The 18,290-nt window shown below is 62.7% G+C and carries 14 protein-coding genes and 1 tRNA gene; 6 read left to right on the top strand and 9 right to left on the bottom strand.

Annotation, left to right across the window (positions count from 1 at the left end):
* Window positions 1-121 precede the first annotated feature (121 nt).
* Window positions 122-682: a GNAT family N-acetyltransferase gene (locus LW136_RS15545; protein ID WP_023446238.1), complete on the bottom strand. Its 561-nt coding sequence runs from the start codon at window positions 680-682 to the stop codon at window positions 122-124.
* A 277-nt stretch (window positions 683-959) separates the two neighbouring features.
* Here LW136_RS15545 and LW136_RS15550 point away from each other — a divergent pair, with 277 nt between their 5' ends.
* Together LW136_RS15550 and LW136_RS15555 are read left to right on the top strand one after the other, a co-directional pair.
* Entirely contained in the window at window positions 960-4,427 is a 3,468-nt protein-coding gene (locus tag LW136_RS15550; protein WP_234173173.1) for a hybrid sensor histidine kinase/response regulator, read from the top strand.
* Between the two features lie 88 nt (window positions 4,428-4,515).
* Complete coding sequence (locus LW136_RS15555; RefSeq protein WP_023446240.1) at window positions 4,516-5,763, top strand: MgtC/SapB family protein; 1,248 nt, start codon at window positions 4,516-4,518, stop codon at window positions 5,761-5,763.
* Window positions 5,764-5,772: 9 nt separating this feature from the next.
* Here the strand turns inward: LW136_RS15555 and LW136_RS15560 are convergent, their stop codons facing one another.
* Both LW136_RS15560 and LW136_RS15565 read right to left on the bottom strand, forming a co-directional pair.
* A complete protein-coding gene (locus LW136_RS15560; RefSeq protein ID WP_102832579.1) occupies window positions 5,773-7,245 on the bottom strand; it encodes a DNA recombination protein RmuC in 1,473 nt (490 codons plus the stop codon).
* Between the two features lie 65 nt (window positions 7,246-7,310).
* Window positions 7,311-7,658: a tetratricopeptide repeat protein gene (locus tag LW136_RS15565; RefSeq protein WP_014821012.1), complete on the bottom strand. Its 348-nt coding sequence runs from the start codon at window positions 7,656-7,658 to the stop codon at window positions 7,311-7,313.
* 544 nt (window positions 7,659-8,202) lie between these two features.
* On the opposite strand from LW136_RS15565, the gene LW136_RS15570 reads away from it, so the two are divergent.
* From LW136_RS15570 to LW136_RS15580, 3 genes are read left to right on the top strand one after another with little or no spacing between them, the layout of a single operon-like run.
* On the top strand, window positions 8,203-10,773 hold the full coding sequence (locus LW136_RS15570; protein WP_102832580.1) for an intermembrane phospholipid transport YdbH family protein: 2,571 nt from the start codon (window positions 8,203-8,205) through the stop codon (window positions 10,771-10,773).
* 38 nt (window positions 10,774-10,811) lie between these two features.
* Window positions 10,812-11,003, top strand: a complete 192-nt coding sequence (locus tag LW136_RS15575) for a YnbE family lipoprotein (RefSeq protein ID WP_041014564.1) — start codon at window positions 10,812-10,814, stop codon at window positions 11,001-11,003.
* A gap of 8 nt (window positions 11,004-11,011) precedes the next feature.
* Window positions 11,012-11,356 (top strand): YdbL family probable chaperone protein, encoded by a 345-nt coding sequence (locus LW136_RS15580; RefSeq protein ID WP_014821015.1) that lies wholly within the window; start codon window positions 11,012-11,014, stop codon window positions 11,354-11,356.
* Window positions 11,357-11,404: 48 nt separating this feature from the next.
* Here the strand turns inward: LW136_RS15580 and LW136_RS15585 are convergent, their stop codons facing one another.
* From LW136_RS15585 to dapA, 6 genes are all read right to left on the bottom strand, one after another.
* Complete coding sequence (locus LW136_RS15585) at window positions 11,405-11,713, bottom strand: hypothetical protein (protein WP_090521325.1); 309 nt, start codon at window positions 11,711-11,713, stop codon at window positions 11,405-11,407.
* Window positions 11,714-11,785: 72 nt separating this feature from the next.
* The gene (locus LW136_RS15590) at window positions 11,786-14,152 is read right to left on the bottom strand and encodes a DNA polymerase II (protein WP_090521327.1); all 2,367 of its coding nucleotides are present in this window, start codon (window positions 14,150-14,152) and stop codon (window positions 11,786-11,788) included.
* Between the two features lie 163 nt (window positions 14,153-14,315).
* Window positions 14,316-14,405 (bottom strand) — tRNA-Ser (locus LW136_RS15595).
* Window positions 14,406-14,530: 125 nt separating this feature from the next.
* On the bottom strand, window positions 14,531-15,400 hold the full coding sequence (locus LW136_RS15600) for a phosphoribosylaminoimidazolesuccinocarboxamide synthase (protein ID WP_090521328.1): 870 nt from the start codon (window positions 15,398-15,400) through the stop codon (window positions 14,531-14,533).
* Between the two features lie 93 nt (window positions 15,401-15,493).
* Window positions 15,494-16,597 carry an outer membrane protein assembly factor BamC gene (bamC, locus tag LW136_RS15605; protein WP_090521330.1) on the bottom strand — a complete coding sequence of 368 codons (1,104 nt, stop codon included), beginning with the start codon at window positions 16,595-16,597 and terminating at the stop codon, window positions 15,494-15,496.
* 16 nt (window positions 16,598-16,613) lie between these two features.
* The gene (dapA, locus tag LW136_RS15610; RefSeq protein WP_090521332.1) at window positions 16,614-17,492 is read right to left on the bottom strand and encodes a 4-hydroxy-tetrahydrodipicolinate synthase; all 879 of its coding nucleotides are present in this window, start codon (window positions 17,490-17,492) and stop codon (window positions 16,614-16,616) included.
* A gap of 227 nt (window positions 17,493-17,719) precedes the next feature.
* Between dapA and LW136_RS15615 the strand changes: the two genes are divergently transcribed.
* The gene (locus tag LW136_RS15615; RefSeq protein WP_090521334.1) at window positions 17,720-18,280 is read left to right on the top strand and encodes a glycine cleavage system transcriptional repressor; all 561 of its coding nucleotides are present in this window, start codon (window positions 17,720-17,722) and stop codon (window positions 18,278-18,280) included.
* The last annotated feature ends 10 nt before the right edge of the window (window positions 18,281-18,290 follow it).

Genomic DNA, 18,290 nt, shown 5'->3' on the forward strand with positions numbered 1-18,290 from the left:
TTGCGCTGCCTATCGACCTCGTAGCGAAAGGCGTGGGTAGCGGACGGATCGACGCAAGACATGCGGCAAAGCACCGCACGATATCCGAACTGAGACGCCCAGGCGATGCGTCGCAGAGCAGTCAGTCGGCCGCGAGCCGCTGCTTGAGCTGCGGCCAGTCACGGTCGGTGATGCTGTACAGCACGGTATCGTCCAGACGACCGTCTGCCAGTCGCCGATGGTTACGCAGCAATCCTTCGCGTAGGGCACCTAGCTTTTCGATGGCCCGCTGCGAGCGGAGGTTACTGGCGGCAGTCTTCAGCTGCAGGCGAACCAACTGCCATTCTTCGAATGCGTGACGCAGCAGCAGGTACTTGATCGAGGCATTCAGCCCGGTGCCATGCTCCGCATGGTCCAGCCAGGTCCAGCCCAATTCGGCCGCCGGCAGGCTCAGGTTGAAGTCGGCGAAGCGCGTGGTGCCGACCAGCTGCTCGGCCATCCGCACACTGAAGACAACCGCGCGCCCCTCGCGCTGTTCCGCCAGCGCATGGCGGTACCAGTCCGGCCGTAGCGGCCCGCTCATATATGTCAGCTCGGCGCGGTTCCGCTCTGCCAGGGCAACCAGCTCCGGGATATCCGCTTCCATCAGCGGCTCCAGGCGCAGCGCCCCGCGTTGCAGGGTTACCGGATGGGGGCTGAGCATGACATTCTCCTGTTATTGCGTTCGGGCAAATCGGCGGTTACCAGACAGTAACCCATGGCGCAGGAAACGCCGTACTTCGCGGACGACCGGCGATATTGCTGGCGGGCCCGCGCTAGACGCATGCGACCTTGGTCGCAACCCTGCACACGGGGTGACCATTGCTGCGAAACTTCACGAACTCAGCATATTAACGAGTCACCAGGGCTGATTGAATTCGGCACCGTTACCGGCCCGCCGAGGCCTGCCTGGCACTCACCTTTCGTTTTCTGGAGTTTGCATGACGCTGTCAGGCGGGCTGATCGCCGCGGTCGCCCTCGTTTATATGGCCATTCTGTTCGCCATCGCTTTCTACGGCGACCGCAACAGCGCTTCCATGTCGCCGCGTCTGCGGCCTTGGGTCTATAGCCTTTCACTGGCGGTGTACTGCACCAGCTGGACCTTCTTCGGTGCCGTTGGCCAATCCGCCGAGCAGCTCTGGGCGTTCCTCCCTATCTATCTGGGCCCGATCCTGCTGATGCTGTTCGCACCGCATGTGATCCAGAAGATGATCATGATCAGCAAGCAGGAGAACATCACCTCCATTGCCGACTTCATCGCCGCCCGCTATGGCAAATCTCAGCTGCTGGCAGTGGTTGTTACGCTGATCTGCCTGGTTGGCGTACTGCCGTACATCGCGCTGCAGCTCAAGGGCATCGTACTCGGCGTCAACCTGCTAAGCGGCATCAACATCGAGGCAGCCGGCACCGGCACGCGCGACACCGCGCTGATCGTCTCGATCGTGCTGGCGCTGTTCACCATCCTCTTCGGCACGCGCAACCTCGATGTGACCGAGCATCACCGCGGCATGGTCCTGGCGATCGCTTTCGAATCACTGATCAAGCTGCTGGCATTCCTGGCGGTGGGCGCCTTCGTCACCTTCGGCCTGTTCGACGGCTTTGGCGATCTGTTCAATCAGGCCTATGACTCGCCGGACCTTGCCGGATTCTGGAGCGAAGGTGTCAACTGGTCAGCCATGCTGGTCCAGACCACCGTCGCGATGATGGCGATCGTCTGTCTGCCGCGGCAGTTTCACGTTTCTGTGGTGGAAAACATCGAGCCGCGCGACTTCCGTATGGCCCGCTGGGTGTTTCCGCTCTATCTGGTACTCGCCGCGGTGTTCGTCATCCCGATCGCGCTGGCGGGACAGATGCTGTTGCCCGCAGGCGTAACGCCGGATTCCTTCGTCATCAGCCTGCCGTTGGCCGAACTGCATCCCTGGCTCGCCCTGCTCGCCTTCATCGGCGGCGCCTCGGCGGCAACCGGCATGGTAATCGTCGCCAGCGTCGCGCTTTCGACCATGGTTTCCAACGACATGCTGCTGCCCTGGCTGCTGCGCCGCCAGGAAGCCGAGCGCCCGTTCGAAGCATTTCGCCACTGGATGCTCTCGGTACGTCGCATCAGCATCGTCGTGATCCTGCTGCTCGCCTATGTCAGCTACCGCCTGCTCGGCTCCACGGCATCGCTGGCTACAATCGGCCAGATCGCCTTCGCCGCCATCACTCAGCTGGCCCCGGCGATGGTTGGTGCGCTGTATTGGAAGCAGGCCAACCGTCGCGGCGTGTTCGCCGGCCTGACCGCCGGCGCGGCAATCTGGTTCTATACGCTGATTGTTCCTCTGCTGGGCTGGCCGCTGGAAATGTTCCCGGGCCTGAGCTGGATGTACAACGGCGGCCTCGGTTTCGGCCTCAGCGGACTGACCCTGGGCGTGACCCTGTCGCTGATCGGTAACGCAACGCTGTTTTTCTGGGTATCCATCCTCACCCAGACCCACGTGGCCGAGCATTGGCAGGCCAGCCGCTTTATCGGTCAGGAGATCGCCTCCCCGACCGGCGCCCGCCGCCTGCTCGCCGTGCGCGTCGAAGACCTGCTGGCCCTGGCGTCTCGCTTCGTCGGCGCCGAGCGTGCCGAGCAAAGCTTCCAGCGCTTCGCCCGCCGCCACGGCCAGGACTTCTCGCCCAAATTGCAAGCTGACGGCCAGTGGATCGCACATACCGAACGCCTGCTGGCGGGCGTGCTCGGCGCGTCGTCAACCCGCGCGGTGGTCAAGGCGGCGCTGGAAGGCCGCGACATGCAGGTCGACGACGTGGTGCGCATCGTCGGTGAAGCCTCGGAAGTGCTGCAGTTCAACCGCGCACTGCTGCAAGGCGCGATCGAGAACATCACCCAGGGCATCAGCGTGGTCGACCAGTCGCTGCGCCTGGTGGCATGGAACCATCGCTATCTCGAGCTCTTCGAGTACCCGGACGGGCTGGTCTACATCGGCCGCCCGATCGCCGACATCATCCGCTACAACGCCGAACGCGGCCTGTGCGGTCCAGGCGATCCAGACACCCACGTGGCCAAGCGCCTGTACTGGATGCGCCAGGGTCGCGCGCATACGTCCGAGCGGCTGTTCCCCAACGGCCGCGTCGTCGAGCTGATCGGCAACCCGATGCCAGGCGGCGGCTTCGTCATGAGCTTCAGTGACATCACCGCCTACCGCGAAGCCGAACGTGCCTTGAAAGATGCCAACGAAGGTCTCGAACAGCGCGTCAGCGAGCGGACCCAGGAACTGTCGCAGCTCAACCAGGCGCTGATCGAAGCCAAGAGCACCGCGGAAGCGGCCAACCAGTCGAAGACCCGCTTCCTCGCCGCCGTCAGCCACGACCTGATGCAGCCGCTCAACGCCGCACGGCTGTTCTCCGCCGCACTGTCACACCAGCAGAGCGCCCTGCCCAGCGAGGCCCAGGAACTGGTGCAGCATCTGGACAGTTCGTTGCGTTCGGCTGAAGACCTGATCACCGACCTGTTGGATATCTCGCGCCTGGAAAGCGGTCGAGTGACTCCAGATCGCAACCCCTTCCCACTCGCCACGCTGTTCGACACGCTGGGCACGGAGTTCACCGCACTGGCCCGCGAACAGGGAGTCAACTTCCGCGTGCACGGCAGCAAGCTGCGCGTCGACAGTGACATACGTCTGCTCCGTCGCGTGCTGCAGAACTTCCTCACCAATGCCTTCCGTTACGCCAAGGGCCGCGTGGTGCTCGGCGTGCGCCGGCAAGGCGCATCACTACGGCTCGAAGTCTGGGACCGCGGCCCGGGCATTCCGCATGACAAGCTGAAGGTGATCTTCGAGGAGTTTAAACGCCTGGACAGCCACCAGACCCGCGCGGAGAAGGGTCTGGGCCTGGGCCTGGCCATCGCCGACGGTCTCTGCCACGTACTCGAACACCCACTGGAAGTGCGCTCCTGGCCGGGCAAGGGCAGCGTGTTCAGCGTCACCGTGCCGGTCGCCCGTGCATTGAGCCAGCCGCGCCCGGCAGCCAAGCGTGGCGAGCCGCAGCACACCGCGTTGACCGGCACTCAGGTGCTTTGCATCGATAACGAGGACAGCATTCTGGTCGGCATGAACAGCCTGCTCACCCGCTGGGGTTGCCAGGTATGGACCGCCAGCAACCGCGCCGAATGCGAAGCGCTGCTGGCCGAGGACATTCGCCCGCAACTGGTGCTGGTCGACTATCACCTCGACGAGGGCCAGACCGGCACCGAGCTGATGGCCTGGTTGCGCACCCGGCTGGGCGAGCCGGTGCCCGGCGTGGTGATCAGTGCCGATGGCCGCCCGGAACTGGTGGCCGCGATTCACGCAAGCGGCCTGGATTTCCTCGCCAAGCCGGTCAAGCCTGCGGCGTTGCGCGCTCTGATGAGCCGGCACCTGACGCTTCAGTAGACAGGCGACCTCGGCCAGCGGGTGAAACAATCGCGGCCGAGGCCGGTTACACTGCTGGCAATTTGCACACTTGGCGGCAAGGTGGCCGATGACGCTCGAGCTTTTTCTCAACCTCGCCACGGCGCTTGCCGTCGGGCTACTGATCGGCACCGAACGTAGCTGGAGCGGCAGAGACGGCCCCGGCCAGGAGCTGGTCGCCGGGGTCCGCACCTTCGGCCTGTCGGGCCTGTTCGGCGGGCTCGCGGCGGTTAGCGTCAGCCATCTCGGCGGCTCTGCCTGGGTGGCCATGTTCGCCATGCTCGCGCTGCTGGTCATTGCCGGCTATCTGATCGATGCGCGTCGCAGCGGCGACCATGGCATGACCACCGAGGTCGCCATGCTGCTGACCTTTGTTCTCGGCAGCCTGGCGGTCGCGGAGAGCCGGCAACTCGCCGCCGCATGCGCCATCGTCGTGGCGCTGCTGCTGAGCCTGAAAGCCCCGCTGCATCAGGCGCTGAAGCGGCTCAGCGAGGCGGAACTGGGCGGCGCGCTGAAGATGCTGTTCATCTCCGTGGTGCTGCTGCCCACGCTGCCGAACCAGGGCTATGGCCCCTGGCAGGCACTCAATCCCTACACGACCTGGATGATGGTGGTACTGATCGCCGGAATCGGTTTCGCCGCATACGTGGCGATCCGTATTCTCGGCCCCCGTCACGGCCTCTTCGTCACGGCACTGCTTGGCGGCATCGTCTCCTCCACTGCGATGACCATCACGCTGGCGCGGCTGAACGCGCCGAAGCTGCGTGCCGCGCTCGCAGCTGGCCTGCTGGCGACGTCGGCGCTCATGTTTCCTCGCGTTCTACTGGAGGTGGGGCTGGTCAATCCGGCGCTGCTTCCCGGCCTGATCCTGCCTCTGGCGTGCGCCGGCGCCATCTATACAGCAGGTGCAATCTTCTATTACCTGCTGGCAGCCAAAACGCCCACAGACACTGCCGAGCCCCTGCTGAAGAACCCGTTCGAGCTGGGACCGGCGCTACGCTTCGCCGCCTTGCTGGTGTTGATCCTGCTACTGGTCGAGGGTGCACGGCGCTGGCTGGGCGATGCCGGCATCTACATGGTGTCGCTGGTCGCAGGTCTGACCGATGTGGATGCGATCACCCTCTCGCTGGCCAACAATGCCCGCGACGGGCTCAGTCATGAGGTCGCGTCGCGCGGCATCGTATTCGCCGCGCTGAGCAACAGCCTGGTCAAGGCCATGCTGATCGCCTTCATCGGTGGCCGTGAACTGGCTATCCGTACCCTGCCGATCATGTTCGCCGGGCTGCTGACTGCGCTCGCCGTGCTGCTGTTGCGTTAGCGCCGTGATCTAGTCGCCCGCCTCGCTGAGTTCCTCGGCACCGGCACGCTCCAGCCAGTCGCCCGGCAAGCGCTTGCTGGCCCGTGCACCGAGCGACTTCAATTGCTCGGCTCGACCAACAAGGTTGCCGCGACCATCGCTAAGCTTGTTGCGCGCCGCCAGGTAAGCACGATCCACCTGCTGCAATCGGCTGCCGATCTCATCGAGATCCTGGATGAAGGCGACGAACTTGTCGTAAAGCCCGCCGGCTTTCTCGGCGATCTCCCGGGCGTTCTGGCTTTGCCGTTCCTGCCGCCAGAGGCTGTCGATGACCCGCAGGGTGGCGAGCAAGGTCGTCGGACTGACGATCACGATGTGCCGCCCATAGGCTTCCTGGAACAGATCGGGATCTGCCTGCAGGGCGGCCGCGAAAGCCGCCTCGATCGGCACGAACAGCAGCACGAAGTCGAGGCTCTGCAAGCCATCGAGGCGCTGGTAGTCCTTCAGCGAGAGCCCCTTGAGGTGGCTGCGCAGCGATTGCACATGCTGCTTGAGCGCCAGCGCCCGGCTGCCTTCATCCTCGGCGCAGGTCAGCGCCTGATAGGCGGTCAGACTGACTTTGGCATCAACCACGACCTGTTTGTCCCCGGGCAGATGGATCAGCACATCCGGCTGAAAACGCTCCCCGTCCGGGCTCTTCAGGCTGACCTGCGTATGGTACTCGCGGCCCTTCTCCAACCCGGCGTGCTCCAGCACCTTTTCCAGAACCAGCTCGCCCCAGTTGCCCTGCGTCTTCTGCCCTTGCAGCGCACGGGTCAGGTTGGTCGCTTCATCACCAAGGCGTTGGTTCAGCTGCTGCAGGCGCTCCAGCTCGCGAGCCAGGGAGAAGCGCTCGCGCGCTTCGTTCTGGTAGCTCTCCTCGACTCGCTTCTCGAACGACTGGATGCGTTCCTTCAGCGGTTCGAGCAGCTGCCCCAGGCGCTCATGGCTGGACTCGCTGAAACGCTGCTCACGCTCGTCGAAGATCTTGCCGGCCAGCTCGGCGAACTGTGCCCGCAGGTCGTCACGCGCTGCCTGCAGGTCTGCCAGCCTTTGCTGATGGGCGTTGTGCTGTTCGCGCAGTTCGGCTTCGAGTGCGGCATGGGTCGAGCTCAACCGGCGCAGTTCACCTTGCTGGGCGTCGCGCTCGGCTTGCAGGTCGGCAATGGTTTCATCATTACCGTCACGCTGCGTGCGCAACAGTTCGGCCTCGCGGCGCAGCGCAGCCAGCTCGGCCTGCTGCGCTGATTTGATGCCACTCAACTCGGCCAGCTCGATCCGACAGCTCTCCAGCTGCGCCGTCAGCCCCTCCTGCGCCAGGGTGGCCTGTCGGAGCCGCTCATCGAGCAACGCCTGTTCGGACTCGCTGACGGACAGGCGGCGCTGCAGATAAAGGCTCAGCCCAGCCAGGGCAGCCAGGCCGAGCGCCAGACCGGCCAATAGATGAAGAGGATCAAAGGACATGAAGGGCTCCGGCAAAAGTGCCGGGCAGTATAGCGAGCCGCAGGTGGGTGGTCAGGCGGGTGCCGTCAGCCCTTGATCCGCTGAAGGAAGCTCGCAGCCTCCTGGGAACCCTGTGCGGCGGCTTGCTCGAGCCACAGACGCGCCTTCGCAGGTTCGCTGTGGTCGGGCTGGCAATAAAGGCGCCCCAGCTCCAGCTGTGCCTGGCAGTCGCCTGCACGGGCCGCCTGACGCAGCAGCTCGAAACCGATACGGCGGTCGCGCTGACCATCGCACTCGCAGCACAGCAGACGCCCCAGACGACTCTGCGCTTCCACCACGCCCTCACGCGCCGGCTGCTTGAGCAGGCGCCCTGCAATCCGTTTGACACCCTGATTTCTGCCCAGGTGCTGGCTATCGAGCAACCACAGCGCCATGCGCAGCGGCAACCGTGCCGTAGGGGCGGTAGTGGCGAAGGAGGCGGAGGAGGCTGTACGCGTTCTCATGCACATCTGGGGGCTGGATGAATAAGGTCGCGCACTCTACTCCTTTTTTCCGAGAGTTAAAGTCTTGTCAAAAGCGAAAAAATTAGATCCGGATCACACCAAAAATTAATCCACAGAAGCTGTGGATAAGTCAGTGGACAAACAGAAGACAAATCTATGAATGCCACGTCTCATGGGGGCTGCGCTTAAACTGACGTTTTTTTCGCCAATGAAAAAAGTGCTTATTTTTCAATTGGTTATTAACGATCTATGAGCTCAGGCGATTTGCGACAGTTTGTCATAAGGCCTTGACAGGCGTGCTGCGCAAATGTGCACAAGTTCAGCGCATCAGGCGCAAAGCGGCTTGCCACAAGGGTTGCAGCGGCACAAGAGCGAACTTTCAGACAAAGCTGTTGTCGCCCTGCGCACCTTGCCGGAGCACGGTAGCTACGCTTGTCTGCGGCTATGCTGTACGCCTCGCATTCTGGAACTGGAAATGACGAAACCGTCGAGAATACTGCGCTGGCTGCTGGCTGGCCTGCTGCTACTGCTGCTACTTGCCGGCGGTTTCGCCTGGTATCAATGGACAGCATTCAAGCGCGAACAAGGCATCGTCGAACTCGACTGGCAGGGGCTGCGTGTCTCTTCCAGAAGCATATCGATCCGCCAGCTTGACTATGCACAGCTGACCGAGAACGGCCTCAACCTGACCGTCCGGGCTGAAAATATCGCACTGCAAGTTCCCAGCCTTTTTCAGCCATTTCCACCACAATCGCTTCAAATAGATCGTCTCAGCACGACCCTACTCTCGCTACCGCATGCCGGGAACGGGAGCTCGCCTCCGCGCGACGCCGAGCAATATGCACGCTGGGTGGCGTGGCTGCCGCAGCGAATGACCATAGCTGATCTGAGGATGGACCTCCCCTGCGCGAAAGGTCAGTGCGACGAACGGGGTAGCCTGTGGCTGGAACACGCCGGCGAAACACTGCTGCCTGTCGATGCCCGGCTGGACCTGCGCCGCAACGAACACCGTGTTTCGCTGATCGTCAGTGCACAGGGACCAGACCCCATGCACAGCCTGATCGAGGCCAGACTGCTGATCGACGAGCAGTCGCGCCTGGAAGGCCGTAACCGGCTCAACCTCCTCGGCAACACCCTGCGGTCCGATGCCACCTTTGCCATGGGCAGCTTGCCGGAAGCGCCCTGGCTGTTGAGCTGGCTAAGCGATTGGACCGGCTACGAACCTACCCCGCTGAACATGCCAGCTGACATGCGGCTTGGCGCAGGTTGGGCGCTTAGCGTGCCTCGCTCGACAGACGGCACGCTCGAATGGCGCCGTGCCGGCGGGGATCTGCGTCTCTCCGGCCACCTGCCGGCGCCATGGCCGATCATCGGGCTTGGCGAGCTGCAAGGCGATATCGACCTCGCGGCTAATGGACAGGATGGCCAGTGGCTGCCTCCCGAGCTGAAAGCCAATGTACAGCTACGCCCCGAACCGGCACTCGTCGCCGACCTTCCCGAGAATCTGCGACCTGAGCGACTGGGCATCCAGATCGAGCCCTTGGATGCCGAAACCGAACGAGACGAACTGCCGCTACAGGTCAAGCTGGACGCCCAAGGCGCCACACCGGCGACCCTGCAGGCACGGGTGCGACTGAATACCGCACCGCCATATGTACTGCAGATCGAGCAGGCGCAACTGCAACTGCGCAGTAGCAAGCTGAAGCTGGATGCACTTTCGCTAGGAGGTCTGGAGGCCACGCTGGACTTCTCCGGTCGTGCGAGCCTCGAGCAGATCGATGTACAGCTGCATAAAAGCTCACGGGCCACCCTCACCGACCTGACCAGCGGAGAACTCACTGCCCGCCAACTGCAGGCCCTGCTCTCCCAACCGCTCAGCCTGCATCTCGACCGCCGCAACTCAGAGCCGCCTAGCTGGCGCGTACAGGGGCCGCTGGACCTGCGCGTCAGCCGACTGGATCACCCGAGACTGATCTCCCAGGGCTGGCACTGGAGCGGGCAGTTGGAAGCTGATGCCACAAAACTGGCAGCGACCGGCCCATTGAGCAACGATGTCGGGCTGATACTGGCAGCAAACCTGAACAAGCGCTGGAACGGCCCACTACAGGCAAGCGGCAAGCTACAGGAGATCTTTCTGCGCGCCGGCAACCCGCTTGCCCGCAGCTTCACAGCCTGGCCGGAGATGCTCGAACTGAACAGCGGTCGCCTGCTGGCTGATGGCACGCTTTCTGTGCCAGCTGGCAGCACACCGCCATCCGCCAGGCTCACGCTGGAGGCCCGCGGACTGGCCGGCATCATCGACCGCGCCGAGATATCCGGGCTCGACGCAAGAATCGCAGCAAGCCTCGAGCGCAACCGCCTGGAGCTGGATATAACCGAGCTGCGCCTCGCTCAGCTCAACCCCGGATTCACTTTTGGCCCGCTGCTGCTGCGCGGAAACTACCGCACCGATCTCGATCATCCAGTGCAAGGCCAGCTGCGCTGGGCAACCGCGGAAACCCAAATCTTCGGCGGCAGGTTCTGGCTCGCCCCCGCCACGCTCGACCTGGCTGCACCGCAGCAACAATTAAGCGCCAAGCTGCAAGGACTGCAACTGAGCGACATGCTCGCCGCCTACCCTACCGAAGGGCTCGATGGCAGCGGCCTGATTGATGGCAGCTTCGACATTCGCCGCAGCGCACTCGGGTTCAGCGTCGACCAGGGCGAGCTGTCCGCGCGCACACCCGGCGGTGTACTGCGCTTTCGTTCGCCGAAGATAGAAGCCCTTGGCCAGTCGAACCCGGCCATGAAGATCGTCACCGAAGCCCTGCACGATTTTCATTATGATCGGCTGAGCAGTGACGTCCGCTATGATGAGAGCGGCAAACTGAACCTCGCGCTGCGCCTGAACGGCCGCAACCCAGCCCTGGAAGGAGGCCGCCCGATCAATTTTTCGATCAATCTGGAAGAGGACATTCCGGCGCTGCTGACCAGCTTGCAACTGAGCGACCGGGTAAGCGAAACAATTCAACGACGGGTGCAGGAACATCTTCAACGCCTTCAATGAGGCCCTGCAGCCCTAGCCGACACAGGAGAGAGACCGCCATGCGGTTGCGCCAATCGCTGACCATTCTGCTGCTGGCCGTGCTCGCCAGCGCCTGTACGCCGCGGGTGGAACTGGCCGTACCGAACGAGCCGATCAACATCAACCTGAACGTAAAGATCGAGCATGAGATTTACATCCGGGTGGACAAGCAGCTCGACTCGATCATTAACGAAGACAGCGGACTGTTCTGAGGACGACGATGAAAACCTATCTGAAATTGGCAAGCCTGCTGTTGGCACTCATGATCGCTCTGCCAGCGGCAGCCATGACACTCAACGAAGCCATGTCCGCCCTGGGTGACGCCAAGGCCAGCGGCTTGCTTGGCGAGAAGCCCGACGGCTATCTCGGCGTGGTGCGGTCCAGCCAGAACGCCGAGGACATCGCAAGCCAGATTAATCAGGCGCGCCGAGCCGAGTACCACCGCGTCGCCAAGCAGAACGGCATCAGCGTCAGCGACGTGGAAGCCATCGCCGGCAAGAAAGCCATCGAGAAGACGCCCTCGGGCCAGATCATTCAGCTCAACGGCAACTGGGTTCGCAAGTAACCAACGATGATGGCCGGGTCCGCCGGCCATCGCTCTTCGCGGCAGCGCCTACAGCAGCGTCAGAGCGTGTGCCCGGATCACCAGGCTCTCCTGCCGAAACCGGCGCTCCAGCTCGGCGCGATAATCTGCCCACCAACCCCTGTCCAGATCATTGACCATGACTTCGTAGACCACCGAGTCGTCATGAACCGCGTTGTCGCCCTCTTCCAGCCAATAGCCACTCGCCGGGACTCGCGAATAGGTGGTCAGGCCACCGAAACGCTCGATGAGCTCATCACGCACAGCACGGAAAGACGACTTCGGCAGCGCCTGCTGATCGTTGTCGTAAAGCGGTAGCAGCAACTGAATCAGGTACATGTCGGAGCTCCAGTGAATGTTGCTCGACATATGACCGGCCCGGCACCAGATAGATGCCGCGAGCCGGTGAACTCAGAACAAGCCGAGCTGCCCGTCGACGAGCGACGCGAAGTCATCGCCCACGAAGGGCAGAATCGCATCCGCCACGGGCTGCAGTTGCCGCGTTACATAGTGGTCGTAGTCGACAGCCGATGACCGTGTTTCCAGCGGCTCGGGCCCGGCGACCGTCATCAGGTAGCTGATCCAGCCACCGTTCTGATACTGCCGAGGCCGCCCCTGACGGTCGTTGTAGTCATCCGCCAAACGCGCGGCACGCACATGGGGTGGCACATTGCGCTGGTAGTCATCGAGCCTGCGGCGCAAGCGCTTGCGATAGATCAGCAGCTCATCCAGCTCACCGGCCAGCGTGCGCCGTACGTAGTCGCGCACGTACTCCCCGTGCGGCTGGCGGTGAAAGATGCGTTGGTAGAGCTCTTGCTGGAAGCGTTGAGCCAGCGGCGACCAGTCGGTACGCACGGTTTCCAGCCCCTTGAAGACCATGTCGTCGCTGCCATCGGGCCGGGTGATCAGTCCGGCATAACGCTTTTTGCTGCCCTCCTCCGCACCACGAATGGTGGGCATCAGAAAGCGTCGAAAATGGGTTTCGTATTGCAGCTCCAGAGCGCTGACCAGCCCGTACTCGGCCTGCAGATGCACTCGCCACCAATCATTGACGTGCTGCACCAGCTGACGGCCGATCAGCGCTGCCTCGTCATCTGAATGAGCTTTGCGCAGCCAGACGAACGTGGAATCGGTATCGCCATAGATGACGGCATGCCCCTGCGCCTCGATCAGCTCCCGGGTGCGCCGCATGATTTCGTGACCGCGCAGGGTGATGGACGAGGCCAGCCGCGTATCGAAGAAGCGGCAGCCACTGGAACCGAGCACGCCATAGAAGGCATTCATGATGATTTTCAGCGCCTGTGACAACGGCTTGTTGTGCTCGCGTTTCGCCGTCTCGCGCCCCTCCCAAACACGCTCCACGATTGCCGGCAGACAGTGCCTAGTCCGCGAGAAGCGCGCACCGCGGAAGCCGGGGATCGACTGTTCGTCATCCGGCTGGCGCAGCCCGTCGATCAACCCCACCGGGTCGATGAGAAAGGTTCGTATGATCGACGGATAGAGGCTCTTGTAATCGAGCACCAGTACTGATTCGTAAAGCCCCGGCTGCGAATTCATCACGAAACCACCCGGGCTGGCCTCCGGCTGCCGCTCGCCAAGATTCGGCGCGACGAAGCCCTGGCGATGCATCAGCGGCAGGTACAGATGCTCGAAGGCCGCGACCGAACCGCCACTGCGATCGGCAGCCAGCCCGGTTACCGTGGCGCGCTCGAGAAGGAAGGTCAGCAGTTCGGTGCGGGCGAAGATGCGTGTTACCAGCTCGCAATCCTTGAGGTTGTAGCGCGCCAGAGCCGGTTTGTCCTCGGCGAACATGCGATCGATTTCCGCCATGCGCTGGTAGGGATTGTCGATGGCCTTGCCTTCACCCAGAAGGGTCTGGGCGACATTCTCCAGGCTAAAGGAGGGGAAGCTCCAGGTCGCCGAGCGAAGCGCCTCGATGCCATCGATAATCAAGCGCCCAGCGGCCGCGGCGAAATAATGATTGCCGCGACCGCCGTGCTCGCGCCACTCCATCTCCGCACCACCGCGCCCCAGACGCAATGGCACTTGCAGGCGCTGCGAATGATCGCGCAGCACGCGCAGATCGAACTGCAGCAGATTCCAGCCGATGATCGCATCCGGGTCATGCTCGGCAAACCAGTCGTTCAGCCGCTCGAGCAACTCGCGTCGGCTATCGCAATACTGCAGAGAAAAATCGACGGTCGTGCCCTGCCCGTTTTCCGGTCCGAGCATGTAGACCTGGCGCTGGCTACAGCCCTCCAGGGCAATGGAATAGAGATCGCCACGGGAGGTGGTTTCGATATCCAGCGAAACCAGCTTGAGCGTCGGGCGATAGTCAGGCGCCGGTTTGAGCTGCGCATCGATCGACGCACCGTCGCCGCCAGACGCATCTGAAAAGGACACCGGCGCGGTGATGAAACGCTCCATCAGGTAGCGCTCGGGGGGACGGATATCGGACTCATAGACGTCCACCCCGGCCTCACGCAGCAACCGCGCGCAATCCAGCAAGCGACGGTACGAACGGCTGTACAACCCCATCACTGGCCGATGGCGGAAGTCGCACAAGGCCAGCGGTCGCAATTCCACGTCGCGCTCGCGACGTAGCAGCGCTTCAGCAAGAGGACGCTGCTCTTCGGGGATGAAAGCGACGGAATCTTGATGCGAGACACGTAGCTGCCGTGCGCCAGCGTCGGTTGCCAGCCAGAAACTGACCTCCGTACCCTCCGGCGCATCCCGCCAGTGCCGAGTCAGGATAAAGCCCCGCCGTAGCTGCGACATCACCCTCCCCTCGCTTCGCACAACACTGTGATGGCCATGCAGCAGACTGCACCTGCCGTTGAAGCATAGCCATCATCAGACAAACCCGGCCGCCGCATACCGAGGCCACAAAAAGCAAAAACCCCCGGACTCTGTCGAGTTCAGGGGCTTAGGCTATATGTAGTGGCGGAGAGATAGGGATTTGAACCCTAGGTACCCGCGAGGGTACAACGGATTTCGAATCCGTCCCGTTCGGCCACTCCGGCATCTCTCCAGCGGCGCGCATCATAGCAGCTGGAGCAGGTTTGTCGAACCCCAACTGCATAGATTTTTTACCGTTTTCAGTCTCTTGCGGCCCACCATGAGCGGACGCAGGGCGAGCCTGGTCATGCAGTTCAGTCAGGCCGTCAGACGGGTCAGCGCCTCGCGGTACTTGTCGGCAGTTCGCTGTGCAACGTCGGCCGGAACAGCTGGAGCCGGCGGCTGCTTGTTCCAGCCGGTGGATTCGAGCCAGTCACGGACGAACTGCTTGTCGAAGCTCGGCGGGTTCTTGCCTTCCTCGTAGCTATCGGCTGGCCAGAAGCGGCTCGAGTCGGGTGTGAGCACTTCGTCCATCAGCGTCAGCGTGCCGTCGTCGTCGAGCCCGAACTCGAACTTGGTGTCGGCGATGATGATGCCGCGCGTGGCTGCGTACTCGACTGCCGCGCTATAGAGCGCGATGGACACGTCGCGCACCTGGGCAGCAAGCTCCTTGCCGATGATAGCCTCGCACTGCTCGAACGAGATGTTCTCGTCGTGATCGCCCACTGCCGCCTTGGTCGAAGGTGTGAAGATTGGCTGCGGCAGCTTGGCAGCTTCTTTCAAGCCGGCTGGCAGCTGGATGCCGCAAACCGTGCCGCTCTTTTGGTATTCCTTCCAGCCGGAGCCGACGATATAGCCACGCACAATCGCCTCCACTGCTACCGGCTTTAGACGCTTGGCGACCACGGCACGGCCTTCTACCAGCGGCAACTCGGTTGCCGGCACAACGTCTTCGACCTTGTCACCGGTGAAGTGGTTGGGGATCAGGCCGTTGAGCTTGTCGAACCAGAAGTTGGAGATCGCGGTGAGTATCTTGCCTTTCTCCGGAATCGGTTCGGCAAGAATCACGTCGAACGCCGATAGACGATCGGTGGCGACCATGAGCATGCGTTTGTCGTCGATCTCGTAGAGATCACGAACCTTGCCCGAATAGATCTTCTTCAGGCTGAGGGCGGTGGGAGTGGTCATACGAAACTTCCGCGGTTGGCAGGTCGGCAGAAACGAAACAGGCGAAACCGAGGGTTTCGCCTATCCGTGTCGTGTTGCAAGGGCAGCTCTCGCTTAGCCCAGGTTGTCCTTGAGCAGACTGAGCACCCGGCGTGCGACATCGGCCGGTGCGACGGTGTCGACGCTCTTGTCGAGCGAGACCTGAACGCCATTGCCGACACGAGTCAGACGTACCTGATAACGCTCAGCCCGCGCCTCGATCTCGTCCTTGTCCGGTGCACCACCGAACAGACGGCTGAAGAAGCCGGGCTTGTCATCCGGATCGTCGGCACGCTCGCTCAGATTCACGTAATACACGCCAAGGCTGCGGTCCAGATCGTCCACGCGTACGTCCGCCGCCTGAAGGGCTCGACCGATACTGGACCAGGCGCGATCGAAATCGCTATCCAGCTGCAGCAGAGGATTGCCGCTGCCGTCCTCGGTCAGATTCACCCGACTCGGCGCATCGAAATCACGCTCTGCCAGCAGCGACACCGAGCCGCCTTGCTTGGCGCTCTGGGTAAGGCTGGCTTGCAACTCGTCGAGCAGTACCCGATCGAGTTCCTTGTTGCTGGAAATCTCCGGCCAGGCCACGTCGGCGGTGCTGCCGGCTGGACGCTTGACGCTGACCACGAAGATCTCGCTGGTATTGCGCTGTACACCCGGCTCGACGCGAACACGTACCCGCGTTTCGCCATCCTGAATGCCCAGATTGCGTACCAACGCGTCGTTCAGCCCCGCGGCGCCTTGCCAGGCCGTGGTGAACTCGCCGGTCTGGCGGCGCTCTTCAGCAATGCTGAAGCCGTTGTCGGTGAAGAACTGCCGCGCGGCGGTCCAGACCTGTGACGGTGTGTACTGTGCCACAAGCCAGCGAGAATCCTCGGACGACTGCACGCTGAAATCACTGAGCTCTGCCGCCACTTGCAAACGCTGGGGGCGCGGCACTTCGTACTTGCCAGGAACGCCAGTGCTGTCAGCAACCTGCTGCGGAATCGGCAGCAGCGGGTCGAGCGGGCGGGTCTCGCCATCGACTGCAACCTGCATCGGTGCGGTCTGACGCGCCGAAAGGTAGTCACTACCGCGGTCACGGAAATATCCATCATCGCCCCACAGCCAGCCGCAGCCACTGGTTGCAGAGATCATCAGGGCAAGGGTCGAAAGTCCGGCCAGTCGCTTCATGCGTATTCCTTTGTTATTAAGCCAGTACGCCGGTTTGGCGCATTGCCTGGCGTAGCGGTTCCTGGAAGCTCTGACTCAGCCAGGTCAGCGGCAGACGGATGCCATTACCCATCAGGCTCATCTCGTGCAGTGCCCACTTGACTGGGATCGGGTTGGCTTCCAGAAACAGAGCGCGATGCAGCGGCATCAAACGCTCGTTGATTGCCCGAGCAGTGGTGGCATCACCGGCCATCGCAGCGGCGCAGAGATCACTCATGGCGCGTGGCGCCACGTTTGCGGTCACGGAGATATTGCCCTTGCCGCCCATCAGCATCAGCTCGACGGCAGTGGGGTCATCACCGGAGTACACGAGGAAATCCTTGCTGACACGATCCAGCACTTCCTGGCCGCGCTTGAGGTCGCCCGTGGCCTCCTTGATCCCGATGATGTTGGATATCTTGGACAACCGCTCGACGGTATCCGGCAGCATGTCGCAAACGGTACGACCGGGCACGTTGTAGAGAATCTGCGGAATCGCCACGGCCTCGGCGATGTGTTTGAAGTGCAGGTAGAGGCCTTCCTGGGTCGGCTTGTTGTAGTACGGGGTCACCAGCAGGCAGGCATCGGCGCCTGCGGACTTGGCGTTCTCGGTCAGCTCGACGGCTTCGCTGGTGGAGTTGGCGCCCGTACCGGCGATGACCGGAATCCGGCCATTGACCTGGTCGACGACGCGCCGGATCACTTCGATGTGCTCGGCGACGCTAAGCGTGGCCGACTCACCGGTAGTCCCGACAGCAACGATTGCATTGGTGCCTTCCTGCAAGTGGAAGTCCACCAGTTTGCTCAGGCTGTCCCAGTCCAGACCGCCCTGCGCATCCATGGGCGTGACCAGCGCCACCATACTGCCCGCAATCATGCAACCACTCCTGCCGGAATAATAAAAAAGAGGCGTAATGGTACAAGGCTCCCCAGCGCTTTGCGAGTAGCCTGAAGCACGCTGCACAAAGCCGATGGGGACCAGGCGCCGAGCCCTCGCCACGGGGGCCATTTGGCAGTGCGCATTCCCTCTGCCCTCGGTTTTCGCTACCCTTAGCCGTTTTCGGCTTGGCTGGCCGACCGATTCACCACCGCCAGGAATGCTGCATGTCCACCCCCCCTCTACCCCGCGAACAATTTCTCGTCATCAGCGCGCTCGGCGCCAACCCGATGGAGCTGACCAACGTGCTCTGCCGGGCCGCCAACGAGAATCGCTGCGCGGTTGTCAGCACGCGGCTGACCCGCCACGGCGAATGCAGTGCACTGGTTCTGGAAGTCACTGGCAGCTGGGACGCATTGGCCCGGATGGAAACGACCCTGCCGGGGCTTGCGAAGAAGCACTCCTTCACCGCCAACGTGGTGCGCAGCGAGGCGCTGGAAAACCGCCCGCAGGCACTGCCCTACGTCGCTTATGTGAGCGCCGCCTTTCGTCCCGACATCCTCAATGAGCTGTGCCAGTTCTTCATCGACCATCGCGTCGAACTGGAAAGCCTGACCTGCGACACCTACCAGGCCCCACAGACCGGCGGAACCATGCTCAACGCCACACTGACCGTCACGCTCCCGGCGGGTACGCAGATCAGCTGGCTGCGCGACCAGTTCCTCGATTTCGCCGACGCACTGAACCTCGACGCACTGATCGAGCCCTGGCGTCCGCAGAACCCTTGAGATCAGTAAC

The organism is Stutzerimonas kunmingensis, from assembly GCF_021432085.1.
Classification (GTDB): Bacteria; Pseudomonadota; Gammaproteobacteria; order Pseudomonadales; family Pseudomonadaceae; genus Stutzerimonas.